Raw genomic sequence first — 25,214 nt, 5'->3', positions numbered from 1 at the left:
GCTAGCCCTGGCGCGGCCAGGCCGTGTGCGGCCGGGGCCCGTAATCAGACCGACCTGCAAAGAGAACCACCGGGCGGCATCTTCCCCGAGCCCCGTGATCCGTGTGCCCCGATATACGTCCTAGCCCTAGCGCGCCACGCGGTAGCGGAGGTAGACGAATTTCGAATTGAAGGTGCGGGTCTCGACGAGTTCGAGATCCACCCGGCGCTCGTGCTGGGGAAAGTACGAGGTGCCGCCGCCGACCAGCACCGGGTGGACCATGACCCGGTACTCGTCGATCAGATCCGACGCGGCCGCCTCGGCGGCGAGGGTCGCGCCGCCGATCGCGATCTCGCCCTCCCCCGGCTCGGCCCGCAACCGCTCGATCTCCTCGGCCAGGCTGCCGGTGGCCAGGCGGGCATTGCCCTCCACCGCCGACAAGGTGGTGGAGAAGACCACCTTCGGGAGCGGGTTCCAGAGCGAAATCCACTCGCGTGTCGCGTCGTCGAGCGAGGGGTCCTCGTCGGCGGTCTCCCAGTACAGCATCGTCTCGTACAGCCGCCGCCCCAGCAGATGGACGTCGACGCCGCGAATCTCCTCGATCCAGAAGCGGAAGACCTCATCGTCGGGCGCCGTCCAGTCGAAGCCGCCGTCCGGCCCGGCGATGTAGCCGTCCAGTGAGGCGCCCATCGCATAAGTCACGCTGCGCATAAGGATCAGCTCCTGCCTTTCTCGGTAGCGCCGCGTGGATCGGCGAGGAGTGTGAGAAGACCGGAGATCTGGTGACCGGCCTCGGCGGGATGCCGGAAGCGCGAGCCCCGCACGATGCCGTAGTGGTTACGGCGGCCGTCGTCCGCCCGGCTGCGGGTGAGGTAGCCGGCCTCTTCCAGATCGGTGACGATGGCCTGCACCGTCCGCTCGGTGACGCCACAGCCCTCCGCGATGTCACGGAGCCGTGCTCCGGGATCACGGGAGATCGCCAACAGGACCCGGGCATGGTTGGTGAGGAAGGTCCACTCCGAGTGGCTTCCTCTGACTTCACCCATAAGGGCATGGTGCACCCGTGGCAGGCACACTGCAATCACCGATGCGGTTTTCAGGCAACCATTGACACCTAATGGCGAAAGACAAAGAATTAGGGATTATCAGGGCCACCCGGTCGGTCCAGGAAATCCCATGACTCACTTCCCCGAGGCCCCCGGCCTCGCTTCCCTGCCGCACGGCGCCGACGAAGGCATCACCGTCTCCGCCAGGCCGACCGCGGACGGCACCGCGGTCACCATCCGCGGAGAGCTCGACATCGTGAGCGCCGCGTCCCTTCGCACGTGCCTCTTCCAGGCCATCACGGCCTGCGCGGACGGCGGCGGGCTCGCCCTGGACCTGTCCCAGGTCACCTTCTGCGACTCCACGGGCCTGAACGTCCTGCTGCTCGCCCGCCGTCGAGCCCTCGGCGAGCACCACACCATGGTCATCACCGCCGCCGGGCCCCAAGTCACCCGCCTGCTGGAAACGACCGGTGCCGCCCCGCTCTTCACCGGCACGACACGTCAGCTGAATTCCGGCGAGAACGAAACGTAGTCCGCCGGACCGGAGGGGAACGCCGTGTAACTGCCTTCGGGCATTTCGTTCCACACACCGGGAAGGTCACCCAGGGGTTCCGAGACCACGATGCGGGTGTCGTCGGAGATGTCCTTCAGGTAGTCGAGTTCAGGGTGAAGGCGCCGAACGGTCTCGGCCCTGCTGCTGTAGAAGAGCGAACGGGACCGCCCCAGGCTGGAATAGCGGAAGGCCCAGACACGCTCCCCGTCGCTCACGGCGACCGTCATCTGCAGGGGTTCCGGTACGCCGTGGCCCTTGCCGAGGCGCTCGACCAGACCCGCCATACGGGCCACCGCGCCCGGGACGTCCTGGTCGAGGCCGAAGGTGACCGCGAGGTAGAACATCACCTCGGAGTCGGTCGATCCTTCGATGGAGGGGAAGAGCGCCGGATCGACGGCCATGCACAGGTCACGCTGCAGCCGGGGGAAGTCCGCGATCGCCCCGTTGTGCATCCAGAGCCAGCGGCCGTGGCGAAAAGGGTGGCAGTTCGTCTGCTGGACCGCGGAACCGGTGGAGGCGCGTACGTGCGCGAAGAACAGGGACGAGCGGACGTGCGCGGAGAGCTCCTGCAGGTTGCGGTTGTTCCAGGCCGGTCCGACGTCACGGAACACCGCCGGCGTCCCGTCGCCGTCCCTGCTGTACCAACCGACTCCGAAGCCGTCGCCGTTGGTCGACTCCACGCCCATCCGCGCGTGAAGGCTCTGGTTGATCAGCGAGTGTTCGGGGCGGTACAGGACGGCGTCGAGCAGCAGGGGCGAACCCGAGTACGCGAGCCAGCGGCACATACGCACCATCCCCTTCGAGGCCTGCTTCGAGCGTACGCCGGTGAGCGCTGCCAGCACGCGGAAGAGGCGAAGCACGTGCACGTACGGCAGGTCGCCCGCAGCCTTCCCCGGTTGCGCCGGGCCGTGGACCGCGATCTGGACCGGCGGTCTGTGCCGGGACACAGCGACAGGTGCGAGGAGGCGGTCGTTTCGGGCCGATGCCGCTGGGCAGTCGCCGTGGACACGGGGATGAGACCCGATGAGACCCAAGGGAGCGAGGCCGATGTCAACAGGAACGATTCTCGCCATCGTCATTTCCGCTGCGGTGGTGCTCGCGTTGATCGGGCTGGCCTTCGCCTTGGACCGGAGGCGCCGGTATCGCCTGCGCGAGCGGTTCGGGCCCGAGTACGACCGCACCGTCGACGACGCGGGGAGCAGGCGGGCCGCCGAACACGACCTCGGGGCCCGCGAGGAACGCCATGAGGCTCTGGACATCAAACCGCTGTCGAGCGGGGCGCGGGAGCGCTATACCGAGCGGTGGCGCGGCCTCCAGGAGCAGTTCGTGGACCGCCCCGAGGGCGCGGTGCACGACGCGGACAGGTTGGTGGGCTCGCTCATGCACGAGCGTGGTTACCCCACGGAGGGCTTCGAGCAGCGGACGCGGGACCTCTCGGTGGAGCACGGCCGCACGCTGGAGCACTATCGCGCGGCGCACGAGATCAACACGCTCAGCTCTTCGCAGCAGGCGACCACCGAGCAGTTGAGAGGAGCGATGGTGCACTACCGGGCCCTCTTCGACGAACTTCTCTCCGACGGCGACGCGCCCCGTCCCGGCCGGACCTGACGAGGAGGGCATGACATGCGTGAGCACGACAGACCGGAGCAGGCCGGCGGCGGTTCGGACGCACCGCCGGTCTACCCCGGCGAAAGCACCGAGATCAGGGGGCGGGACCGCGAGCCGGGACCGGATGCCGCCACCGACACCGACACCGACACCGAGGCCCCAGCCGAAACCGGAGCCGATGCCGAAGTCGATGCGGACACCCGCGCCGAAACCGACACCGACACCGACACCGAGACGGGTACGGAGAGAGATCGCGAGCTCAGTGCGGGCACCGCCCGTACCGAAGAGGAGTCGGGACCGAAAAGCGGGAACCCGCGCCTGCTGGACTCCGCGGACGAGGAGGCCTTCCGCACCCGCTGGCACGAGATCCAGAACCGGTTCGTCGACGATCCTCGCCGGGCCGTGCACGAGGCCGACACTCTGGTCACGGACGTGACGCAACAGCTCGCCGCCACGTTCGCCGACCGCAGGAAGGATCTGGAAGGTCAGTGGAACGAGGACGAGGACGTCGACACGGAACGTCTGCGCATGGCCCTGCGCCAGTACCGCTCGTTCTTCAACCGGCTCCTCACCACCTGACGCGGGACGTGGTCGTCGACCCCACCACAGTCCCTGGCAAGAATGGGGAGTGCCCGGTTCAGCCGGGCACTCCCTCGACACCGACACCGACACCGACATCGCCAACCGCCTCCGCGCGTGAGTGCGGCGATACGGGGTAGCCGCTGACGTCGAGCGACCCCGCCAGGGCGAGCGCGGCACGAGGAGGACACCATGAGCATGGTGCAGGAGACGATCAAGGTGGACGCCCCGCTGCGCACGGTCTACGACCAGTGGACCCAGTTCGAGGAGTTCCCCCGCTTCATGTACGGCGTGGAGGAGGTGGAGCAGCTCGACGACCGCCTCTGTCACTGGCGTACTCGGGTAGCGGGCGTCTCACGGGAATTCGACACCGAGATCGTCGACCAGCTCCCCGACGAACGGATCTCCTGGCGCACGGTCGGCGACGGCGATGTCCGTCAGAAAGGTGTCGTCACCTTCCACAGCCTCGACCGCTCGCACACCCGGGTGAGCCTGGCGCTGGACGTGGAACCTCAAGGCATGGTCGAGAAGGCCGGTGACGCCCTCGGCTTCCTGGAGAACCGCGTCCGGGGCGATCTGGAGCGGTTCAAGGACTTCATCGAAGGCCGCGACGACGCCACCGGCGGCTGGCGCGGCCGGCTCCGGCCCGCCGACAGTACGGGCGTCGGCCCGAGCACGGACACGGACACGGACAAGCGCGAGTTCGATCGGCCGGGCCCCTACCCCGGCCCGCTGCCGAGCCACCCCGACGAAGAGCCGCGCGTCTGATCCGGGCGGACGCGGCCCGCCGCCCATAGGGGAACGCACGCGGTGCGCCGCCCGTACGGGATTCGGCGCGCCGTCGTAACCAGGTCTGCCCCGTGATCGAGTTCGCCCCGTGATCGAGTTCGTCCCGTGATCGAGTTCGTCCCGTCCCACGTTCAGGAATCGTCGGGGACGTGGATGTCCAGGACGCAGATGTCGTCGCGGTTCCCCGCCCGCAGCCCGGCCAGGGTGCGGGCGAGCGTGTCGCCCCTGCCCTTCCCCAGGAGCTGCCCGGCGGTCTCGGCGAGCCGTCCGAGCCCCACCTCGATGTCCTCGCCCGGGTCCTCCACGAGGCCGTCCGTGTAGAACAGCAGGTGATCCCCGGGCAGCAAGTCGATCATCTCCTGTTCGTACGTGGAGTGGAACGCGGCGCCGAGCAGGCAGCCCTCGGGCTGCTCCAGGAAGCCCGCCGCTCCCCCGCGGATCAGCAGCGGCGGCAGATGCCCGGCACGTACCCAGGTCAGACACCGGTCCCAGGGCTGGTAGCGCCCCATGACCATGGTGGCGGTGGCGCCTTCCCGCTCCGTCGCGGTGTGGACCAGAAGGGTGTTGAGCCTGCCGAGGACATCGGGGAGGGCCGAGCCGGTGACGGTCATGCCCTTGGTGTAGAACCGCAGCTGTGCCATGGTGCCGACGGCGGGCAGCCCGTGGCCGGCCACGTCTCCGACCACGAACAGGGCGCTCTTGTCCGGGAGTTCGATCGCGGAGTACCAGTCGCCGCCGACGTTCATCCCGATGTCGGCGGGAACGTACGCGACGTCGACGCACAGGCCCGCGAGTTCGAGGGACTGCTCGGGGACCGGCAGCAGCGCGTCCTGGAGCCTGGCGCCCAGCGCGCGTTCGGTCTTGAGCATGCCGCGCTGGACGAGGATGGCACGTTCGCTCTCGACCAGGGCGAGTTCGGCGTCGCGCAGGGCGCTGAGGTCCTGGAAGAAACCGTGCGCCTCGACGGGGGCGCCGTCCACGTCGGTCTGCGCCTCCGCGACGAGCCGCAGGTGGCGTACTCCCTTCGCCGTGGTGACGCGGAACGGCTCGTCGACGGCCTGCCCCTCGTCCAGCAGCCGCTGGATGGCCGAACCGAGCCTCGGCACGTCGTCCGTCACCAGATGGCCGGGCAGCTCCTCCATCCGTATCGGACCCAGCGCGGGGTCGCGGTCGAAGACGGCGTAGACCTGGTCGGACCAGGTGATCGTGTCCGCGACCAGGTTCCAGCCCACCCAGCCGAGGTTGCCCAGGCGCTGCAGCTCCGCGAGCCTGCGGGCCTCGCGCTCGCTGGTGTCGTGGCGGATCCAGGCCACCACCAGCCGTTCCCCCAGCCTGGACACCCGGACCGAGTACACCGACTGCTGCGGGACTCCCGCGGCCACCTCCTCGTAGGTGAAGGGTTCGCCCTCGTAGACCGTCCCGGTGGCCAGCGTCTCCCGGTAACCGTCCCACAGGGCGGTGCCCGCCACGGTGGGGTACGTCTCCAGGACCCGCCGCCCGACCAGCTCCCTGCCCTGCCGGCCGGCCACGTCCACGGACTCCGGTGCCGCCGCGTCGATGCGGTAGTCCTCCACCTCGCCGGCGTCCGAGCGCAGCGGGGTGAGCAGGACCATCGGCCCCGGCATCACGTCGAAGATCCTCTGGACGGCCTCGGTGTCCTCGGTGTCCTTCGTGTTCTCGGTGTCCTCGTGGAGCGCACCGGATGCGTACCGCTCCCGGCCTTCCCGGAGGATGCCGCCGCAGAGCCTGACGACCCGCCGCAGCAGCGTACGGGCATGCGGGTCGAAGGGGCCGTCCCTGGTGCGGAGGAACCCCACGACCGCCGTCGTCGGCGGGCTTCCCGGGACGGGGAGCCATGCACGCGAGGGCCACCGCTCGGGCGGGTCTCCGATCAGCAGGTACTCGACTGCGTCCGCCTCCAGGTCTTCGAGCCAGACGCCCTCCCTGGTGGTGGTCGCTTCCAGTGCCGCGACACCGCTGACCGGTGGGATGTGGCTCCACTGCTCCGCCAGCGCGGCGTCGACGCCGGCGCGCCCTGTCAGCTCCAGGCTTCCGGTGGCCGTCAGCCGGTAGATCATGACGGCGTCCACGTCCTCGGATTCGCCCAGCACCGCCTTCAGCAGTTCCGCCACGTCGTCCGCGTTACGCGCGCCGGCGAGGCCCTCCGCCAGCCGCGCCAGCAGCGCCTTGGACGCGCCCGGCCAGCGGTCACCGAGGACGTACTGACCCTTACTGGACGGCGAGGCCTCCGACGGCGGTCGCGCGAGCGGCTCGGCCGACACTCCCTGAGACGCCGGTGGCGCGGGGCCCGAGCCGATCCGGCTCAGGACGATCCAGCACTCCTCCAGGAGGGTGCCCCGCCGTCGCTCGGCCCGGTCGAGCAGCAGCCGGTACGCGGCGTCCGCCGACACGCCCGCCTGGGCCATCAGCACGCCCTTGGCACGCTCCACGACGGCCGCCATCGAGGTCACGCCCTCCAGGTCGGCGAGCTCGGCACGGAGCCTCGTCACGACCTTGGCCAGCGCCAGCACCTCGGGTGCCGTGCCGCCGCCGGTGCCGGAAAGCGTGGAATCGCCCTCCATACAAATGAGCATCCCACGTCGGGGACGCGGTCGGCCTGTTTCCGCCTAGGGCGGCGAGGTGGTGACCGTACGAGACCGTCCCCTTGCCCAACGTGTACGACACGAGGAGGTCGGCGGTGCCGGTCGGCTCGACTGACCCCCACCGGCATGCCGCAGCGGGCACGGTTTGCCTGCCGTGCCCTCTGCCGCGTGCCGGTCACCTCTTCTTCTCCCCGATCCTCCGCATCCGCGCGGCCGCGTCCGCCGCGGTCTCCTCGAGCCGTCCCTTGGTCTTCTGTGCCTCGCCCTTCATCTCCATGCTCTTGTCATCGGTCATCGAGCCGATCTCTTCCTTCGTCTTGCCCTTGACCTGATCGGCCTTTGGAGCTCGCCTCTCCAATGACGGGTACCGACCGGTGTCGGGTACCGACTGCCTGGCGGTTACCCCCGAAAGCGGACGTCATGCTCCGACCGCACCTGCGCGACGGCCGGCGTGTGGCCGCGGCTCCATGAAGTGCTCTTGACGAAGCCACGGCTACGGTCGTCGGCATGATGAACCGTGTTCCGTTCAATGAGGCGCTGCTCTCCACCGTGGGCACCCCCGAGCGGGCCCGACTCCTGGACAGCAGTCCGCGGTCACGGGTGTGGCGGGTGCGGCTGGCCGACAGACGGCTGGTCATCGTCAAGCAGATCACCGACGACGGGGACACGGACGCCGACGCGAACACGCGCTTCGCGCGGGAGGTCGCCGGGCTGCGCCTGGCGGGGCGGGCCTCCGGGCCCGCTGTGGCCCCTGCGGTGCTCGCCACCGACCTGCCCTCGCGGGTGATGGTGCTCGAGTACGTGGAGGACCTCGGCAAGGCGGACGACTGGATGTTGGGGTACGCCGAGTCGCTCGCTCGGCTGCACGCCCTGACCGGGCCGGCCGACGCGGGCGCACTACCGGTCTGGTCGGGGCCTACGGCCGCCGACGCGGAGTCCTTCCTGACTCTGGCCAGGGCGCTCGACGTGCCCGTACCGTCCACGGTCTCCGATGAACTCGCCGTTCTTCTGGACCGGTTGGACCCCACGCCGCATCATGCACTGCTGCACGGCGACCCCTGCCCCGGCAATGATCTGCGCACCGCCGACGGTGTCCGCTTCATCGACTTCGAGCGGGCCTCGCTCGGCAACGGTCTGGTCGAACTCGCCTACTTCCGCATCGGCTTCCCCACCTGCTGGTGTGCCATGTCGGTCACCGCGGCCCCGCTCATGGAGGTCGAGGACGTCTACCGGACCACCTGGCGCGGCCTCACCGGGAAGGACGTGCCGGGTGACCTCGCCGACGCGTGTGCGGGCTGGCTGATCCAGGGCGACGCGCTCGTCGAGCGGGCCCACCGCGGGACGGTCGACCAGCTCGCCCGGGTGCCCACCGAGGACTTCGAGTGGGGTTACGTCTCCGCCCGTGAGCGGCTCGTCCACCGCCTGGGCGTGGTCGCCGACATGACCCGCGACCACGATCACCTGCACGCCGTGGGCCGCGTCAGCTCCGCCCTGGCCGACCGCCTGCTCGCACGCTGGTCGAACCTGCGTCCGCTGCCCACGCATGACGCCCGCCCCTGGTAACAGGTGTGCCTGAGCGTTCCGGTTGGCCTGGAGAGCGGTGACGGTTGTGGAGGGACACGCGCCGCCCGGCTGCCCTTTCCTGCACCGCGGGCCGGAACGGCCAGAGGCTGCTGCTCGGCGCGGGCTCGGGTGGTGGCGAGGCCGTAGGAATCAGTGCAGGTTTCGACCAGTTACGGCAAGAATCCACTGGAGACCGTGATCACGAGGGTCGATCTCTCGGGCATGGTGGCGTGGCAGCGGACCTTCCCCGGGACGGGTCGGCCGCAATCCCGTCTGGCCACGGACGGCACGCTGTGGGTCGCCTACCCGGATCGCAACGGCCGGCTCCTGGAAGGCGTTCTGCCGGACGGATCCCGTGGACCCATCGTCCGCCCTGAATGCGGCCCCGATGAGGAAGTCGGCGCGTTCGTCCTGCTCGACGACGGGTTCGTCATCTCCTGGGTAGGCGCTTCCCGCCTGGTCCGAGGAGAACGCGGCCGGCCCGCATCCCCACCGGAGCCCCGAGTAGCCCGGTACACGCGAGAGGGCCGGTGCCTCTGGTCCACGCGGATCGCGCTCGGCGCGGTGTCGTTCCCCGGAGTGGTCGAGGTGGGAGACCGGACCGGAGGGGAGATCCGGCTGCGTAGACCTTGGGTGCCGGAAGAGATCGGTGTAGACCGTTGGGAGCCACTGCTCGTAGCGGCCGACCGCATCGCAGCCAGCTTTGCCGAGACACGGGGCGGCATCGGCAGGACGTTCTTCCTCGACCTGAAGGACGGAGCGACGATATCTGTCACCTCTCCCGCTCCCCCAGGCCGGAAGGCGATAGCCGGCCCCGGCGAGTTCCTTATCGGATCCCAGGGCTACGGCGCGTTCACGACCGGCCGCTTCGGCCGGCACGGCGCCGAAACCGCGCGGTGGTCCAGCCACGGGGCGATGCTCGTCGACAAGGACGGCACCGCCGGCGGCCCCGAGCTCGAAAACCGCCTGCCTTCGAGATCACGCTTCCGGCGGCTCGCACCGGACGGCACCCTCGTCGCCGGGCCGGCGCTGACGGGCTACTACACGTCCTACCCTGCGATGGACCGCGAGGGGACCGCGGTGTTCTGGCGAGACGGCAAGCTGCTCGCCGTTGATGCGGACCTCGCCGGACACGAACTGTTCGCCATGGACGACAGCCGAGCGGTCATCAGCCGTGCGCTCCTGCTGAACGACGGCAACGTCGCCGTCGCCCTGGACAACGAGCTCATGGTCTTCCGTACCCCACTGGGGCCACTCGCCGAGAGCCCCTGGCCGTGCGGTGAAGCCAACCTCAGAGGCAACCCCTCGCTGAGCTGAATCCGGCGTACACGGACGGCTTTGTTGTCAGTGGTGCCGTGCATGATCGGCACGTCAGTTCTTCTACGGGGATGGGAAGCACCATGCCGATCACGAACCAGCAGGTAGCAGGGCACGCGTTTCTGCGGCAGATGTATGCGGACTCGTACTTCCCCGATCACGTCGTCGACCAGGGCAGGGCGATCCTGTTGCGGCTGTGCGAGCGGATGGAGGCTGAGCAGCCGTCGGGTCTGGAGGCCCTGTATGCGCTCACCCAGGACGCAACGGAGGAATTCAACTGTCTGGAGGCGGAGTTCGAGGCAGCCGGGAGTGAGATCGAAACGGTCGCGCGTGAGGTGATCGCTGAGAACTTCTGGTTTGTCGCGTCGGCATACGGGTTCACGGACGCGGATGTAGAGGAGCTGATCGCCACCCGGGACTGGTGAGAGGGAGTGACTGATCATCACCGGCACCCCCCGCGGCACCATCACGGGCCGACTACAACACCCGACCACAGTGGTGAGACTTCGGGGAACCAGCCCCGAGGCGTGTATCCAAGGTGCAGTCGCCAGGACGCCGCCAAGCCCGTCTAGGCTCCGGCGCATGGACATGCACGGCCGAGCACGCCTCCCTCGCGCCCGGGACCGACCTCGCCGGCCTGGTTCGCCGCCAGCAGGAAGCCTTCGCGGAACGTGACGAGCCGGTGGAGTGGAAGGTGTACGGGCACGATGCGCCGGACCTTGGCCGAGCGCTGACCGCGGCGGGGTTCACTCTGGGCTGGGAGCGTTCCGTGCTGATCGCCGAGGAGCTGCCGGGCGAACCCGATGTCTTGGCGGAGCCCCGGAACGAGATCCGCAGCCTGTACGCGGTACCGGAGCAGGCCGAACGGGCCTGGGCGATCGCCGCCGGTTCGTCGAGGCCGCCACCGTCCGCTCCTACCACTGGCGCCCGAGCGGCACCCCCGAGACCACCCGCCCCGCGCAGTTCCTCGACTGGCTCCACGGCGACGGTCCACTGTGGGACCGCTTCTCCACCGACTTCGACTTCAAGCCGAGCACCACCCCCATGGCGACTACTACCTCCACCTCACCGACGACCTCCGCCTGGGCACCTTCGGCCACCCCTGGGAAGAGACACTGACCGTCTGGGGCCCCGCTGCTCGCCGCCGTCGAGGCGGAACTGACCGTGCTGTTCGGAGAGCCGATCGGGCGCGGCGACTGAAGGGGGCTCGACTCCCCGTCCTCGTCTTGAAGTCGGAAGCCCGAACGTCCCTCTCAGCGGAAGTCCGACGCGTGGTCCGCCGCCCACTCCTGGAAGGATCGGGCCGGGGTGCCCGTGATGCGCTCCACTTCGTCATTGACCGGCTCCGGATTGTCGAGCAGCTCCGCCTGGGCCGGCAACACCGCCTCCACCAGCTCTGGCGGGTAGCCTGCGGCCTTCATCTGCTCGGCGGCCTCGTCCAGCGCGATCTCCTCGAACCGCACCGGTCGCCCGATCGCCTCGCCGATCAGGGCCACCTGCCCTTCCTGGGTGATCAGTTCGGGGCCGGTGAGCACGGGACGGGCGCCGAGCAGGGCGTCGGTCGTCAGTGCCTGAACGGCGACCGCAGCCATGTCCGCCTCGTGGATCAGCGGACGGGCCAGCCTTGCCAGCGGAGCCCGTACCGCACCGGTGGTGCGGACTTCTTCCGCCCAGCCCAGCGTGTTGCTCGCGAACCCGGTGGGCCGCAGCGCCGTCCACTCCAGTCCCGATGCCTCGATCAGCCGCTCCAGCTCCGTGTGGAACATGGTGATCGCCTCACCGGGCTCCTCCTTCTCGCTCCCGACACCGGCGGATGACAGGTACACCACCCGTCGAGCGTGTTTCCCGATCGCGTCGATCACGTCCGACGCTCCCTCAGCGCTCAGGAACGGCCATACCAGGAAGACCGAATCGACGCCCGCCAGAGCCGTGTCCAGCGACGCGGGATCACCGAGATCGCCGCGCACTGCCTGCACGCCCTCGGGGAAGTCCGCCTCTCCTCGCACCAGCGCCCGCACGGGCACGCCCGCCGCGTGCAGTTGGGTCACCACCGCGCCGCCGACCTTTCCCGTCGCGCCGGTCACCAGGATCCTGGGCTGTGTCATCGGAATCTCCTCGTCTCGCAGTTCGATGAGACGACTCTCGTACATCAAGCAAGGTTCAGGTCAAGCACCGACCGGAGTGACCGTCAGATGCCGTTGCACCCAGTGATCCGCCCGCGCCACTGGAACCTGGATCCCCCGCTTCCGGCGGTTGCCCACCTGATCGACCTCGTAGGGAATGGCGCAGCGGACCCAGCGGCGGCGCGGACAGGCTCGACAGGCACCTCCCGCCGCGGAACACCGGCCCGTACCCGAAATCACGCCCCGGCGACACCAACCGTGCACCCCCCGTCGCTCACCGCAGCCGACCGTCGCGAGTTTCGCGAGTTTCGCGTTTGACGACAGCCCAGCACGGGGTTGCACTGGATTCATGGACGCTGCGGCGGCTCCGCCCTAGGGAGAGCAGCGATGACAACCCTGGATAGCTTCACCCTTCTGCAGCCGTACAAGATCGCCGAGGAGACGTTCGTCATCCCGTGGGCCCTTGAGGCCCCGCCGGTCGGCCACTTCCCGATGAACTCGATGGTGATCCGGGGAGCCGAACCGATCCTCGTGGACACCGGGGCGCCCGCAGTGCGCGCCCAGTGGCTAGAGGCAGCCTGGTCCGTCGTGGATCCCCTGGACGTACGGTGGATCTTCCTCACCCACGACGACCGCGACCACGCCGGCAACCTCCTGGCGGTCCTCGCGGAATGCCCGAACGCGACCCTGCTGACGACGTGGTTCTCCATCGGCCGCATGGCCGAGGAGTGGGACACTCCCATCAACCGGTGCCGCTTCATGACCGACGGCGACACGATCGACGCGGGCGACCGCACCCTGGTCGCCAAACGACCGCCCTTGTACGACAACCCCACTACCCGCGCCCTCTTCGACCCGAAGACCAACGTCCTGTGGGCCGTCGACACCTTCGCCACGAACGTGCCGGCCCCCATGCCCGAAACAGCAGCGATGTCGCCGGACGAATTCCGCGACGGCCAGCTCTTCGGCGGGCGCCTGGTCTCCCCCTGGGTCGCCCTGCTGGACGCCCAGAAGTTCGGGACGGTCGTCACCGACTTCCAACACCTGAACGCCGAGGTCATCGCCGGCTGCCATTGCCCGGTCCTCCGCGGCCCCCAGATACCCGAGGCCTACGACCTCCTCCGCCGGCTGCCCGAAGTCCCACCGTGGACAGAGTTCACCCAGGCCGACCTGGACCAGTGGATGGCGGCTGCCGAGAGCTCGGTTCCGCCGGAGCAGCCGCGGCCGTCGGGGACGTGAGTGGCGCTGGCCCACGCCGTTGGGATCTGCTGCACGCAGGTGCCTACGACGAGGAACCCGCCGCTCGGCCAGGCCGTGCTCCGGATCGGTGTTCGACCGGGAGGACTACAGGGTCCGTCGTCACGCGGTCGAGTGCGGGATCAGTCATCGCAGCACCGCACCGGGCTGTCGCCACCTCGTTTGATGCTGTGGCCGAAGGGGGCGGGCACGTCGTACCCGCGCAGCCTCACACCAGGGATCTCAGCACGTCGACCTCACAGCCCGGTGCGAACGGGTCGAAGCCGTGCTCGGTCAGCCAGCGAACTGCCAGCAGGCTTCGCAGCGACCACCACGCGTGGATCACGTCGAGGTCGATGTCGGTGCCGTAGCCGGCGAGGAAGTCGTCGAGGTGCTCCTCGTGTCCGAGCGTGAAGGTGGCGAGGTCGTACAGAGGATCGCCCTGGCCCGCCTCGGACCAGTCGATGATGCCCGTCACCTCGTCGCCGTCGACGAAGACGTGCGCGATCTGCAGGTCGCCGTGCGTGAACGCCGGAGTCCACGGCCGGAGCGCGGCCTCGGCGACCCGGCGGCTACGGGTGACCAGGTCAGCGGGCAGGAGCCCTTTCGTCACGAGCAACTCGCACTCGTCGTCGAGCTCCGCCGCCAGCGCGACAATGCTCCGGCCGGCCCGGCCGGGGCGGGGCGGCAGCGGAGCGTCGTGCAGCTTCCGGATGGCGGCGCCCGCCGCGGCCCACGCGGCCGGCGACCCGGTCGACGGCCCGCCGAGACGCCCGAGCGTCGTCCCCGGGAGCGCGGCGAGTGCGAGCACGGGCGGCTCGCGCCACAGGACCGCTGGGGTCGGGACCGGCGCGAGGGACATCGCCTCGACCTCGACGTCGATCCGCGCCCGATCGGCGTCCACCTTCAGGAACACGTCGCCGACGCGCAGGGTCGCGCGCTCGGAATGGGCGGCGACGACTTTGACCTCATCCATGGGCGATCAGTATCCCGGAGGTGATCGCCGCCGTCGCCAGATTTGTCGCATGCGATGACGCAGCTGACCGCGTCCCGCTACCCGACAGCCTCGTGCGCGACACTGCCCCTTGACCAGGTCAAGCCCACTGCTTTGTGAGGAGTCCTCAGCCACGGCTAGGAGCTATCCGGCCGATCATGCTGCTCGTTAGGGTGCTGGGGTGGCGAAGACGAGCGTGAGTATCGAGACGGACAGCATGCTCTGCCTGTGGGTGGAGCCGTGGGGAACCGATCATTGGATGCGTCCGGGTGAGGAGTTCGCCGTCGTGACGCAGACAGCGCCCGAGGAGTCCCCGTTCAATCTCGTCGTTCACAGCCAGGGCATCACGGTGTGGGTGAATTCGGCCAACGATTCCGAGGTCTTCGACAAGAATGGCAACCCGGCTCCGTGTGGGCACCAGCGTCCCGCCGATGCGGGGTTCTGAGGATCCACTCCGGCTCAGGTACCAGATGACGAGGGCTGCTGCTGTGGCCGTGCCGAGGAAACGTAGCCGCGCTTGTCGTAACGGGTGGCGACCGCCCGGGACTGCTTCAGCCGGTTGATCGCCCGCTCGACGGTGTTGCGCTTCTTGTACCGCTCCTCGTCGAAGGCTGGTGGCCGTCCGCCGCGTGAGCCTTTGCGCAGGCGGGCGGCCTGGCTGTCGGTCTTCTCCGGGATCGTGTCCCGGATGCCGCGGCGCCGCAGATAGTCACGGCACGGCCCGTTGCTATAGGCCCTGTCCGCGGCGACGCTGTCGGGCTTGTTCCGGGGCCTGCCGGGTCCGGGTTTGGGGACGCGGATCTTCTCCAGGACCGGCTTGAACTGGGTGCAGTCCGCCCGCTGTCCTGGTGTGACGGTCAGGGACAGCGGGCGGCAGCGGCCGTCCGCGCTCAGGTGAAGCTTTGTGGTGAACCCGCCGCGCGAGCGGCCCAGGCCCTCGCCTTCAGCACCACCTCCACCAGGCGGGCGACGAGGCTCTGCCACGGTGTCTCGTGCTGGTGTTCTTCTGACGCGTCCCCCTTTGATGCGGGGGCGGGCGGCGGGTCGTTGCGGGCACCCGCCGCGTGCTGATGCGCCCGCACGATGGTGGAGTCGACCGAGACGTCCCAGTTGATCTCATCTGCCGCGTCGGCCGCGGCCTGGACCTGCTGGAGCAGACGCTCCCACGTTCCGTCCGCCGACCACATCCGGTGGCGTTCGTAGACGGTCTTCCACGGCCCGAAGCGCTCGGGCAGGTCACGCCAGTGAACGCCGGTGCGCACCCGGTGCAGAATCCCGTCGATCACCTGCCGGTGATCCCGCCACCTGCCACAACGCCTGTTGCTGACCGGCAGAAACGGCCGTAGTCGTACCCACTCAGCATCGCTCAGATCACCCGCTCCATGACCACATCAACGACCTGAGCGGGGAATAGCCACATGATCGGCCGGACAGGGCCTAGTCGAGCTGCGAGCCACTGGCCTGGATAGGCGGGCTGCAGTCCGGGGGCAACGCCTGGACGACCAGGGCGATCGCTTCGGCGACGGTGGTGACGACCGCGTGCGTGTCGAGCGGCGTCCCTTGGCCGCCGACGCGCCAGCCGTCGTTGTCGGCAGGGCCGATTTCGAAGAGGTCGTGGGAGAAGGGCGGCGCGGGGGCGCGGTGAAAGGTGAGCCTGCCGTGGGTAAGGAACGGGACGAGTCGGCGAAGCTCCTGAGTGTTGTAGGCCTCCTCCACCAGAGGACCGTTCCACCGGCCGGCAGTCTCCTCCCTCGCCACACCCCACGCGTACTCGGCAGCGCGCCCCTCCTCGTGTGCCACTGCACGCGGGGAGGCGGTGAGCCATGCCCGCCGGCCGGCGATCACGGTGAGTGTGTCGCCACGCTGCCACTCGTCGATCGCCCGCGCCACGTCCGTCAGCGTCTCGGCGTGCCCGGAAAGGGCCGCTCCCAGCCAGGGCATGGTCAGGTCGACCTGGATCTCGCGCCGGTCGCGTTCCAGGACTACATGGACGGTCCCGCGCTCCGCCTGGACGACGATGGTGACCGGCCCGGGAGGTGTTGATGCTGTGACACGCACGGGCGCCAGAGTGATTCCGGCTGCTGCCGCGATGCGCCGAAGTCCCGCTCCCGGGTCACCGAAGTCGGGGCCGAGCTCCGGGTAGAGCGTGCAGTCCTTCGTCGGTCCGCTGTGCATGGGCTGGGTGTTCACGGATGGTTCGCCTCTCGTCCGGCTGGCCACGATACGTGGCCGTCGCCTCCCCCAGAGGCCGAGTCAAGTTGGGGCGCAGCTGCGACCAAGCTCCTCTCATCACACCGCCGATGTCTCCAGGGCGACCCCGTCACGGAACCGGAACCCCAAGGCGTGAACGAGCGCGAACACCAAGTCCTCCGCCAGCGGATCGCACTCCGCCACCAGGGCTGCCCTGAGCGCGACCGGGTCCGGCCGAAGGCCAGCCCCTCGAGCCCAGGCTGCAGCTCGCTCACCGACTCCGGCCGGATCACCGATCCACTCACCAGGGAGGCCGCATTCCCGCGCCATCTCCGGCGACAAGGCACATTGCCACGACAGGCCATCGGGACTCGCCGCCTGAACGGTCACGAAGTCGCTGTCGACCACATGACAGACCAGGACGGAACCGCTCGTCTCACTGATGATCGAGGGGTCCGGATCCGCGATAGGACACGCTTGCAGGATCTGCCACGCGCCATCGCGCGCCCACCACAACGGCACACAGTCCGACGCCCGCATCGCCGCCAACTTCGTCAGCGGCCGGACGGCTCGCGCCACGATGAAAGACCCCGAGAACCCCATGCCCGGGACCATATCCGCGATCACTGACACCGTGATCATTCCGGTTCGACGGCGGCGCCCCGGGTCCTGAGGATCCGGGGCACCGCCGTCGTCGTTCCCGGGCGTGCCTGCCCTCGTCGACCGGCCGGTTCAGCGCCAGTAGTGGTCGAGGTGGGTGCCGCAGGTGTACTGGATGACCGCGGCCCCGTCGTTCTTGTTGCCGTCCAGGACCGCCAGGCACTTGCGGCTGTTCCAGTTCACGAACTGGTTGGCCTGCTTGGCGCTGTTGTAACGGAGCGCCCAGTACTGGTCCACGAACAGGTACTCGTTCGCGTTGCCACAGGGGTACTGCGTGGCGCGGGCGAAGTCGTTCGTCCTGGCTGCGTCCACGGACAGACACATGCCGCTGTTCTTGTTCCGGACGGAGTACCAGCGTTCGCCGTCACCGTCGCCCTCGTAGCGGATCTCCCAGTAGTGGTCGTTCCAGGTGCCGCAGCCCCACTGGATCAGGCCTTCCGCGGGCTGCTGGCTGCCGCCGGGCACGGCGAGACACCGACCGGAGTTGTAGTTCTTGATCCAGCCGTAGGCGTTGATGCCGAGGGGCGCGACGGACTGGGCATCGGCCCCGGGACGGGGAACGGGCTTGGCAGCCGGGGCGGGGGCCGGCCTCTCGGCAGCGGCCCCGGCGGCGGCCCCGGCAGCGGAGCTCGGGCCTCCGGTGCCGAGGAGCAGCGCCGCGGCCGCGGCGAGCGCGAGGGCCGGGCGGGAGAGAGATCTGACCATCGAGCGGGTGTTCACGAGTCCTCCAGGGTGAGGGTTCGATGACCCGGTCATGCTGGCAGCCGACAGAGACAGGAATCTAACGCTCCGTCACATTTGGCCGGTTCGCGGGACCGTCGCTCCACGCTGACCTCGGACGTTCCGGTCGGGGTCGCGTGCGAGTGCCTTCGCCGCCTGGCGGGAAACGCTTGGGACTCCCTTCGTGTCCTCTTGGACGTTCATCCTCGCTCCCGTGAGGAGGCGGTGCTGCCGGCTCGTGACCCAGTCGGGCAACCGATCGTTTCGGGCACGGATCATCGGGTCCTGGGAGTCTGGTGATCCCTACGGTGAAGACATCAGAAGGAAGGACACGCCCCCGTGCTGGAGCAGCTCAACCAGGCGCTCGACCACATCGAGCGCGGCCTCGAGGCGGAGGCCGGTCGTGAGGTCGACGTCGCCGAAGTCGCTCGGATCGCGATGACGTCGGAGTACCACTTCCGGCGCCTGTTCTCGGCGCTCGCCGGGATGCCGCTCTCCGTGTACGTACGGCGTCGGCGCATGACGCTCGCCGGGGCCGAGGTGCTGGGCGGGGAGCGGACGCTGCTCGACGTGGCCGTGCGGTACGGATACGGCTCGGGCGAGGCGTTCGCCCGGGCGTTCCGGTCGGTGCACGGCATCGGGCCGGGCGAGGCCCGGCGCACGGGTGCCACGCTCACGGCGCAGCCGCGCATGTCCTTCCGAGTCGTCGTCGAAGGGAGTACGACCATGCGGTACCGCATCGTCGAGAAGGAAGCGTTTCGGGTCGTCGGCAGGAAGGCGCGGGTGCCCCTCGTGCACGAGGGGGTCAACGCGGCGGCCGCGGCACATGTGGAGAGCCTGGACGAGCAGGCGATCGTTCGGATGAAGGAGCTGGCCGAAGGGGAGCCGAAGGGAGTCCTGTCTGCTGTGATGCACCTGACCGACAGCCGGGAGGAGGGCGCCGAGGTGGACTACTGGATCGGTGTCACCACCGGCCCTGAGACGGCCACGGAGGAGCTCGACGCCCTCGACGTGCCGGCCGGGACCTGGGCGGTCTTCGACAACCACGGGCCGTATCCGAGCGCCCTCCAGCATCTGTGGCGGGACGTGTTCACGCAGTGGTTCCCCTCGAACCCCTACGCGAGCCGGCCGGGTCCGGAGCTGCTGCGGACGCAGCCGGTGGAGATCGGCGCGGAGACGGACTCCCAGCTGTGGATCCCGGTCGAGCGGTTCAGCGGGAGCGCCGGGGTGTGAAGATCGGGACCTGGGTGTCGCCTTCCGGACGGGAGGTGCCACCCAGGTCCATGCCGATGCCGATGGCGATGGCGATGCCGCAGGTCGGAATCCGGAGTCCGACCTGCGGGACGGGAGCCGCTTCAGAGCCGCGGAGGCAAGGACTGTTCCGTCCAGATGGTCTTGCCCGTGCGCGTGTACCTGCTCCCCCACCGCTCGGTGAGCTGCGCGATCAGGAAGAGGCCGCGGCCTCCCTCCTCCGTGGCCTGGGCGCGGCGCATTCGAGGCTGGGTGCCACTGCGGTCGGATACCTCGCAGATCAGCCTCTCCGCGCGGATCAGCCGGAGCACGACAGGCCCGCCCGCGTAGCGGATGGCGTTGGTGACGAGCTCGCTGGCCACCAGTTCGGTGGTGAAGGCGAGGTCGTCCAGGTCCCACCGTGACAGCTGGCTCAGTACGTGCGCACGTGCCTCGGCCACCACCGACGGATCCGCCTCGAAGGTCCAGGTGGCACTGTCGTCCGCGGGGACCCCGCGGACCGCCGCGAGCAGGAGCGTCACGTCGTCCGACAGCGGACCCGGCACGAGGGCCCGGACCACCCCGGCACCGGCGTCCTCCAGGGGCCGGCCGGGGGCGAGTATCACCGACAGTGCGCGCCGGAGTGCCGCCATGCCCTCGTCCAGGTCGGCGTGGCTCCGCTCGATCAGGCCGTCGGTGTAGAGCGCGAGGACGCTGCCGTCCTCCACCTCCGTCTCGATGGGTTCGAACGGCAGCCCGCCGACCCCGAGCGGCGGACCGGGGCTGACATCGAGGTAGGCGACGCTGCCGTCGGGGGCCACCAGCGCGGGCGGCGGGTGTCCCGCGCTGGCCGCGACGCATCGCCGGGTCACGGGGTCGTACGTCATGTACAGACACGTGGCACCGAACGATCCGAAGGCGATCTCGGTGCCGGGGGGACGCGTTGCCTCCGTACCGTCGGAGTCGATCGCGAACTGGGACACGAGGTCGTCCAGATGTGTCAGCAGCTCGTCGGGTTCCAGGTCGAGGTCCGCCAGCGTCCGTACGGCGGTGCGCATGCGTGCCATCGTCGCGGTGGCCTGGAGGCCGTGCCCGACCACGTCCCCGACCACGAGGGCGACCCGTGCGGAGGAAAGCGGGATGACGTCGAACCAGTCGCCGCTGACCCCCGTCGCCGTGTCGGTCGGGAGGTAGACACTCGCGGCGTGCACCGTGGGGGTGTCGGTCGTGGCGGACGGCAGCAGGCTCCGCTGCAGACCGACCGCGGCGTTCCGCTCGCGCGCGTACCGACGCACGTTGTCCACGACGAGAGCCGTACGCGAGGCGATCTCCTCCAGCAGGGCGAGGTCCTCGGCGGTGAAGGGCGGACGATTCGCGTCGCGCCCGACGATGATACGACCGAGAATCGCTCCCCGTGCCCGCAGCCATGCGCTCATCCCGTGCGGACGGGCACCGACCGCGTCAGGGAGATCGGCGGTCGCCTCCGTCGCGCGCGACCACAGCCGGCCCGAGAGCGCACCGCCGGTGTCCACCGCGACGTCCGTGCCGGATCCGAGCACGTCGGGGGAGATTCCGGCCACCGCCGTCCGGCGCAGCACGTGCTGGTGATGGTGCTCAGGAACCGGCTCCTCGTACGTGAACACGGCCTCGGCGACCTCGACGACGGCCACGTCGGCCAGCGTCGCAACGAGTACGTCGGCCAGGTCCCTGGTCGTCTCCTCGGCGGACAGATTGGTACTGAGCACGGTGGTCGCCCGGTGCAACAGGTCGAGACGGCGACGCGAGAGCCGCTGCTCCGTGACATCGACGAAGAGGGCCGTCACGCCCATCACAAGACCGTTCGCCTCCTGGAGGCGGAATGCGGAGAGCGCCATGATCCGTCCCGCACCCGGCTCGACCTGCGTGTGCACCTGCACGTCGACCGCGACCAGCGGGACCCCGGTCGTCAGGACCTCACGCAGCCGCGCGTCGATCACGCGGGCGTCCGCCTCCCGGAGGAAATCGGCCAGACGAACCCCGTACAGCTCGCCCGGCACCCCCGAATAGGGAAGGAGATGGGTGTTCGTCCGCACCAACCGCAACTCTTTGTCGAGAACCGCGAGGCCGATCCGATCCTGGAGAAACAGTTCCCGCATGAATGCATGGCCCTGACGCCACTGGGAGACCAGGAAACGGGGCGCACCCAGTACCAGGAACCGGGGCGGGGACCCGGCGTGTCGCCCGTCGGCGAGTGGCAGGACACGGAACTCCACCTCGCCGCCCCCGTCAGGGGCGAGCTCCGCGCGTCCGTCCCACACGGGCCCGTCGCGCTGCTCCAGGACCGCTCGCCAGCTCCCCGGCACCGCCAGGAGATCCCGGACTCGCCGCCCGTACAGGTCGCGTGCCGACCGCCTCAGCAGGTTCTCCGCCGCGGGCGTGCACCGCAGGATGGTCCCCCTGGCGTCCACCACGAGCCCGGCCGCGTGCCCCACGTCGAGGAGGTCGTCGCTACCCGGGCTCATCAGAGGGCACCCTCCGTTCCGCGCGTGGTCAGCGGCTGCGACCAACGCTCACCTCCACTCTGCCCGGGTGCCCGACCCTCAGCACGCCGTACTCCTCCGAATGGCCACCGCCCGCGTGAGCGGACCGACAGCCCGTTGCGCGAGTCGCACGGCTCGAGCTTCCGCCCGCGGATGCGCGGTGGATCGAGGACTCACCAAACAGGCCGCCCGACCGAACGCGCCGCCACCGACTTCGCCTGTCGCCCCTCGGGAAGCCGGGTGCCCCGTATCCGCCGTATTCACGTTCGGTTAGGCTTGCCTTGCCTGGCACACGGGCGTGCGGGCCTGCAGGTTCGGGTTCCGGTGCCGCAGGTGGGAACCCAGACGACGGAACGGGTAGAGGTAGGGCGCAGGTGAGAGACGATGACCAAGCCTGTGCGCGTCATGCGGCCCGCTGGGGCGGGACGCCCATGCGGGTGACGGAAGGCGCGGGTTCCGGCCCGGCGCCCGGGACGAGGCGCTGTGGATAGGATCGCGCTCACAGCCGGAGCCCTGTACGTCATCGTCCTGCTCCGCGCCGGAGGGACGTTCGCCGTCGGGTGGCTCGCCGGCGCCGGCGCCCGGCGCAGCAGGTTCGCCGGGCGGATCTCCTCGGCGAAGTTCCTGCGTGCCGAGCGGGCGATCCAGCGGTGGGGCGCGCCGGTGGTGGCCGTCTCCTTCCTGACCGTCGGTTTCCAGACCGCCGCCAACTTTCTCGCGGGCAGCATGCGCATGCCGTTGCCGCGCTACCTCCCGGCCCTGTTCGTGGGCGGAGCGGCCTGGGCGCTGATCTACGCGACCGTGGGGCTCAGCGTGCTCGAAGTGCTGGGAAGGCTCTTCGCCGAGCAGACCGCCCTCGGGGTGTCCGCCGTGGCCATCCTCCTCCTCTCGGTGTGCGGGGTTGTGGTGTACCGCAGAAGAGGGGCAGCCCGGCCCTCCGGTGAGACCGTGACCGACGAATCGTGAGCCCGTCCCGCGAGGGCGGCGGGTGCCGCTCGCGATGTTCCGCCACCGCCTCGACGAACCCGAGCCGGTCAAGCTCGAAGCACTCCTCGCGCTCGACCGCGACGACGGCTTCAGCCCGCTCCCCCGCCTCCCCCGGACCCCGCCGCGAAATCCCCTTCCCCTGTACGCCACCCCCACAGGTACGGTTTCGCTGGCCCCAGACCGGTGGGGCACGAACAGATGAAGGGCGCGCGGCACAGCTGTCGCCCGGGGGGTTTCATGCGAGCGACATCGACGACGATCCGTGCGGTCAACGGGATGACCACGCGCTGGGCGGCTGACGGCCTGTCACCGGAAGCGCTCGCCAAGGGCACGACGTTCTCCGCGGTCGGGGTCTGGCCGCTCCTGGCCTTCCTCGCTGACGGGGCGTCCGGCCCGGCCCGCCGCGAGCTGGAAGACGCGCTCGGCATGCGCGCCACCGAGAGCGCCGAAGGCGCGCGCGGGCTGCTCGGCGCGCTGGCCCGTATCCCGGGTTCCGCCGCCGCGGTCGGTTTGTGGACGCGCCCCGGCCTGGAGGTGCACGGCGAATGGGCAGCCGGGCTGCCCGACGCCACGCTCGGCCGGTTCAGCGGCGACGACGAGGCCGACAGGAAGGCGCTGGACGCGTGGGCCGCGGAGCGGACCGGCGGACTGATCCCCGCCATGCCCCTGCGCGTCGACAAGGCGACACAGCTTGTCCTCGCCGCCGCCCAGTCCGTACGGACCCGGTGGCTGAGCCCCTTCCGCGCGACCGGGCTGACGCCGGACGACGAGAGCCCTTGGGCGGGCCGACGCCTGGTCGGGCTGAGCCGCCGCACCAGCCTGCTGGACCGGGTCGGCGTGGCACAGACCCCGGCAGGCGGCCTGACCGTCCTCCATGTCCTCGGCAACACCGGTGTCGACGTCCACCTCCTCCTCGGAGAACGGGACGCCGCGCCCGGCGCGGTGCTGTCCGCCGGAATCGACGTCCTGTCCGGCACACACAGGGCTACGCCCGGCGGCCTACTGCCGCTCGGTGAGCCCGGGCCGGGCCTGTACGTCCAGAACGTGCGCTCCAGTGAGCGCGATCCCGTCCTGTCCGTGACCACGTCGCCGTTCTCCCTCACCGCCGACCACGACCTGCTCGCCACCTCGGCCCTGTTCGGCCTCACCACCGCGATGGACGACCGCCAGGGCCACTTCCCGGGCGTCAGCGACGCCCCACTGGCGATACAGCAGGCCGGCCAGTCAGCGTCGGCGCACTTCACCGCGGAGGGCTTCGAGTCGGCGACGGTCACGGCCATCGCCACCGCCGCGGGCTCCGCGGTGCCGGTGACCCCTTACGTCGTACGCCACATCGGACTCGTCTTCGACCGCCCCTTCGGCTTCCTCGCCGTCCACCGCACCTCGCGGCTCGTTCTCTCGGCCGGCTGGGTCGCCGAGCCTGTCGACCACGTACTCGACGAACACGACGACGAGGACTGGGACGACGAGTACGACGCGTACGACGACGAGGGCTACGAACAGGACGAGGGTCGCGCCTGATGGTTCTGGCCGCTGCTCCCCGTGGCCGGGCACTCACCGCCGTGAACGTGCCCCCACGGCAGGTCGGAGCAGGTCAGGAATCTCCTTGACCTCAAGTGTGATTGAGCTTCTAACGTCTTCTCCAGCCAGTCGATCACCAGGCAACAGGAGAAGCGCACTCATGATCCTCGTCACCGGAGCCACCGGAAACATAGGCAGCGCCCTGCTGAAGGAGCTGCACGCGCACGGCGCCGGACCGCTGAGGGGGCTCACCCGTGATGCCGCCGGGGCCGTCTTCCCCGACGGGGTCGAGGCCGTGGAGGGCGACTTCGCGGAGCCGGCATCTTTGAAGCCCGCTCTGGAGGGGGTGCGTTCGCTGTTCCTCGTCTCGCGTCTGGGGCCGGATGCCGACGTCCTCGAAGCCGCCCGGCACGCGGGGGTCGAGCACGTCGTCCTGGTGTCATCGATCACCGTCCAGACCCATCCGCACCTCGGCCCCGCCGCCGAGAACCTCGCGGTGGAACAGCTGCTCAAGGAAAGCGGCATGGCCTGGACGATCCTGCGGCCGACACAGTTCGCCTCGAACGCCCTGATGTGGGCGGCTTCCATCCGTGAACACGAAACCGTACGCGCGCCGTACGCGGACACCGCGCTGCCGACCGTCCACCCTGCCGACATCGCGTCGGTGGCGCGGGTCGCCCTGACCGAGCCCGGCCACCAGGGGCGTACGTACGCGTTGACCGGCCCAGAGCCGGTCACGGCTCGGCAGCAGACCGAGGCGATCGCGGAAGCGCTGGGCCGGGACGTGCCCTTCGCCGAGATCAGCCGCCCGGAGGCGCGCGCACTGATGGCCGCGGTCTTCGGGGAGGAGGCCGCGGACGCGGTGCTCGACGTCACGGGCGGCGACGTCAACGACGAGCTGCTGACGGTCCGCGACACGGTTTCACAGATCACCGGAACCCCGGCCCGGCCGTTCCGGCAGTGGGCTTCGGAGAACGCCGCCGCCTTCCGCTGAAGG

General features: G+C 69.8%; 24 protein-coding genes and 2 pseudogenes. 14 read left to right on the top strand and 12 right to left on the bottom strand.

What is annotated here, in order from left to right; genetic code table 11:
• Positions 1–126 precede the first annotated feature (126 nt).
• Together SGA01_RS38155 and SGA01_RS38150 are read right to left on the bottom strand one after the other, a co-directional pair.
• Entirely contained in the window at positions 127–690 is a 564-nt protein-coding gene (locus SGA01_RS38155) for a dihydrofolate reductase family protein (protein ID WP_141302770.1), read from the bottom strand.
• Between the two features lie 5 nt (positions 691–695).
• Positions 696–1,025: a helix-turn-helix transcriptional regulator gene (locus SGA01_RS38150; RefSeq protein ID WP_141302769.1), complete on the bottom strand. Its 330-nt coding sequence runs from the start codon at positions 1,023–1,025 to the stop codon at positions 696–698.
• A 130-nt stretch (positions 1,026–1,155) separates the two neighbouring features.
• On the opposite strand from SGA01_RS38150, the gene SGA01_RS41325 reads away from it, so the two are divergent.
• Complete coding sequence (locus SGA01_RS41325; protein ID WP_167534276.1) at positions 1,156–1,557, top strand: STAS domain-containing protein; 402 nt, start codon at positions 1,156–1,158, stop codon at positions 1,555–1,557.
• Here SGA01_RS41325 and SGA01_RS38140 read toward each other — a convergent pair.
• Positions 1,527–2,363, bottom strand: coding sequence for a class II glutamine amidotransferase (locus SGA01_RS38140; protein ID WP_141302772.1), 837 nt, complete (start codon positions 2,361–2,363; stop codon positions 1,527–1,529). The two genes, SGA01_RS41325 and SGA01_RS38140, sit on opposite strands and share 31 nt — an antisense overlap.
• A gap of 262 nt (positions 2,364–2,625) precedes the next feature.
• Between SGA01_RS38140 and SGA01_RS38135 the strand changes: the two genes are divergently transcribed.
• The 3 genes from SGA01_RS38135 to SGA01_RS38125 all read left to right on the top strand — a co-directional run bounded on the left by SGA01_RS38135 (position 2,626) and on the right by SGA01_RS38125 (position 4,533).
• The gene (locus SGA01_RS38135; RefSeq protein ID WP_141302767.1) at positions 2,626–3,186 is read left to right on the top strand and encodes a hypothetical protein; all 561 of its coding nucleotides are present in this window, start codon (positions 2,626–2,628) and stop codon (positions 3,184–3,186) included.
• 15 nt (positions 3,187–3,201) lie between these two features.
• Entirely contained in the window at positions 3,202–3,765 is a 564-nt protein-coding gene (locus SGA01_RS38130; RefSeq protein WP_141302766.1) for a hypothetical protein, read from the top strand.
• A gap of 192 nt (positions 3,766–3,957) precedes the next feature.
• Positions 3,958–4,533, top strand: coding sequence for an SRPBCC family protein (locus SGA01_RS38125; protein ID WP_141302765.1), 576 nt, complete (start codon positions 3,958–3,960; stop codon positions 4,531–4,533).
• A 152-nt stretch (positions 4,534–4,685) separates the two neighbouring features.
• Here SGA01_RS38125 and SGA01_RS38120 read toward each other — a convergent pair whose 3' ends face one another.
• Positions 4,686–7,136 carry a SpoIIE family protein phosphatase gene (locus SGA01_RS38120; RefSeq protein ID WP_141302764.1) on the bottom strand — a complete coding sequence of 817 codons (2,451 nt, stop codon included), beginning with the start codon at positions 7,134–7,136 and terminating at the stop codon, positions 4,686–4,688.
• A gap of 196 nt (positions 7,137–7,332) precedes the next feature.
• Positions 7,333–7,515, bottom strand: coding sequence for a CsbD family protein (locus SGA01_RS38115; protein ID WP_141302763.1), 183 nt, complete (start codon positions 7,513–7,515; stop codon positions 7,333–7,335).
• Between the two features lie 149 nt (positions 7,516–7,664).
• Between SGA01_RS38115 and SGA01_RS38110 the strand changes: the two genes are divergently transcribed.
• From SGA01_RS38110 to SGA01_RS43015, 4 genes and pseudogenes are all read left to right on the top strand, one after another.
• Complete coding sequence (locus tag SGA01_RS38110; RefSeq protein ID WP_141302762.1) at positions 7,665–8,720, top strand: phosphotransferase; 1,056 nt, start codon at positions 7,665–7,667, stop codon at positions 8,718–8,720.
• A 153-nt stretch (positions 8,721–8,873) separates the two neighbouring features.
• On the top strand, positions 8,874–10,037 hold the full coding sequence (locus SGA01_RS38105; protein WP_174867681.1) for a hypothetical protein: 1,164 nt from the start codon (positions 8,874–8,876) through the stop codon (positions 10,035–10,037).
• An 83-nt stretch (positions 10,038–10,120) separates the two neighbouring features.
• The gene (locus SGA01_RS38100; RefSeq protein ID WP_141302761.1) at positions 10,121–10,462 is read left to right on the top strand and encodes a DUF5713 family protein; all 342 of its coding nucleotides are present in this window, start codon (positions 10,121–10,123) and stop codon (positions 10,460–10,462) included.
• A 378-nt stretch (positions 10,463–10,840) separates the two neighbouring features.
• A pseudogene (locus SGA01_RS43015) lies at positions 10,841–11,158 on the top strand (DUF2716 domain-containing protein); the annotation flags it as partial.
• 132 nt (positions 11,159–11,290) lie between these two features.
• Here SGA01_RS43015 and SGA01_RS38090 read toward each other — a convergent pair.
• Positions 11,291–12,187 (bottom strand): NAD(P)H-binding protein, encoded by an 897-nt coding sequence (locus SGA01_RS38090; RefSeq protein WP_308699087.1) that lies wholly within the window; start codon positions 12,185–12,187, stop codon positions 11,291–11,293.
• 360 nt (positions 12,188–12,547) lie between these two features.
• Between SGA01_RS38090 and SGA01_RS38085 the strand changes: the two genes are divergently transcribed.
• A complete protein-coding gene (locus SGA01_RS38085; protein WP_141302760.1) occupies positions 12,548–13,399 on the top strand; it encodes an MBL fold metallo-hydrolase in 852 nt (283 codons plus the stop codon).
• Positions 13,400–13,625: 226 nt separating this feature from the next.
• Here SGA01_RS38085 and SGA01_RS38080 read toward each other — a convergent pair whose 3' ends face one another.
• Positions 13,626–14,372: a phosphotransferase family protein gene (locus SGA01_RS38080; protein WP_141302759.1), complete on the bottom strand. Its 747-nt coding sequence runs from the start codon at positions 14,370–14,372 to the stop codon at positions 13,626–13,628.
• Positions 14,373–14,571: 199 nt separating this feature from the next.
• On the opposite strand from SGA01_RS38080, the gene SGA01_RS38075 reads away from it, so the two are divergent.
• The gene (locus SGA01_RS38075) at positions 14,572–14,835 is read left to right on the top strand and encodes a hypothetical protein (RefSeq protein WP_141302758.1); all 264 of its coding nucleotides are present in this window, start codon (positions 14,572–14,574) and stop codon (positions 14,833–14,835) included.
• 21 nt (positions 14,836–14,856) lie between these two features.
• Here the strand turns inward: SGA01_RS38075 and SGA01_RS38070 are convergent.
• From SGA01_RS38070 to SGA01_RS38055, 4 genes and pseudogenes are all read right to left on the bottom strand, one after another.
• Positions 14,857–15,760 (bottom strand): annotated as a pseudogene (locus SGA01_RS38070) (IS5 family transposase); the annotation flags it as partial.
• A 67-nt stretch (positions 15,761–15,827) separates the two neighbouring features.
• On the bottom strand, positions 15,828–16,580 hold the full coding sequence (locus SGA01_RS38065) for a DUF6193 family natural product biosynthesis protein (RefSeq protein ID WP_141302757.1): 753 nt from the start codon (positions 16,578–16,580) through the stop codon (positions 15,828–15,830).
• 99 nt (positions 16,581–16,679) lie between these two features.
• Positions 16,680–17,183 carry a hypothetical protein gene (locus SGA01_RS38060; RefSeq protein WP_141302756.1) on the bottom strand — a complete coding sequence of 168 codons (504 nt, stop codon included), beginning with the start codon at positions 17,181–17,183 and terminating at the stop codon, positions 16,680–16,682.
• Positions 17,184–17,312: 129 nt separating this feature from the next.
• Entirely contained in the window at positions 17,313–17,960 is a 648-nt protein-coding gene (locus SGA01_RS38055) for an RICIN domain-containing protein (RefSeq protein WP_141302755.1), read from the bottom strand.
• 339 nt (positions 17,961–18,299) lie between these two features.
• Between SGA01_RS38055 and SGA01_RS38050 the strand changes: the two genes are divergently transcribed.
• The gene (locus tag SGA01_RS38050; protein WP_141302754.1) at positions 18,300–19,193 is read left to right on the top strand and encodes an AraC family transcriptional regulator; all 894 of its coding nucleotides are present in this window, start codon (positions 18,300–18,302) and stop codon (positions 19,191–19,193) included.
• A 122-nt stretch (positions 19,194–19,315) separates the two neighbouring features.
• Here the strand turns inward: SGA01_RS38050 and SGA01_RS38045 are convergent, their stop codons facing one another.
• Positions 19,316–21,691 carry a SpoIIE family protein phosphatase gene (locus SGA01_RS38045; protein ID WP_141302753.1) on the bottom strand — a complete coding sequence of 792 codons (2,376 nt, stop codon included), beginning with the start codon at positions 21,689–21,691 and terminating at the stop codon, positions 19,316–19,318.
• Positions 21,692–22,192: 501 nt separating this feature from the next.
• Here SGA01_RS38045 and SGA01_RS38040 point away from each other — a divergent pair.
• The 3 genes from SGA01_RS38040 to SGA01_RS38030 all read left to right on the top strand — a co-directional run bounded on the left by SGA01_RS38040 (position 22,193) and on the right by SGA01_RS38030 (position 25,211).
• On the top strand, positions 22,193–22,675 hold the full coding sequence (locus SGA01_RS38040) for a DedA family protein (RefSeq protein WP_141302752.1): 483 nt from the start codon (positions 22,193–22,195) through the stop codon (positions 22,673–22,675).
• 258 nt (positions 22,676–22,933) lie between these two features.
• Entirely contained in the window at positions 22,934–24,217 is a 1,284-nt protein-coding gene (locus tag SGA01_RS38035) for a serpin family protein (RefSeq protein WP_141302751.1), read from the top strand.
• Positions 24,218–24,377: 160 nt separating this feature from the next.
• Positions 24,378–25,211 (top strand): NAD(P)H-binding protein, encoded by an 834-nt coding sequence (locus tag SGA01_RS38030; protein WP_141302750.1) that lies wholly within the window; start codon positions 24,378–24,380, stop codon positions 25,209–25,211.
• Positions 25,212–25,214: the final 3 nt, after the last annotated feature.

The sequence above is a fragment of the Streptomyces gardneri genome, from assembly GCF_006539185.1.
In the GTDB taxonomy this organism is placed as follows: domain Bacteria; phylum Actinomycetota; class Actinomycetes; order Streptomycetales; family Streptomycetaceae; genus Streptomyces; species Streptomyces gardneri.
This window is presented reverse-complemented; position numbering and strand designations above follow the sequence as displayed.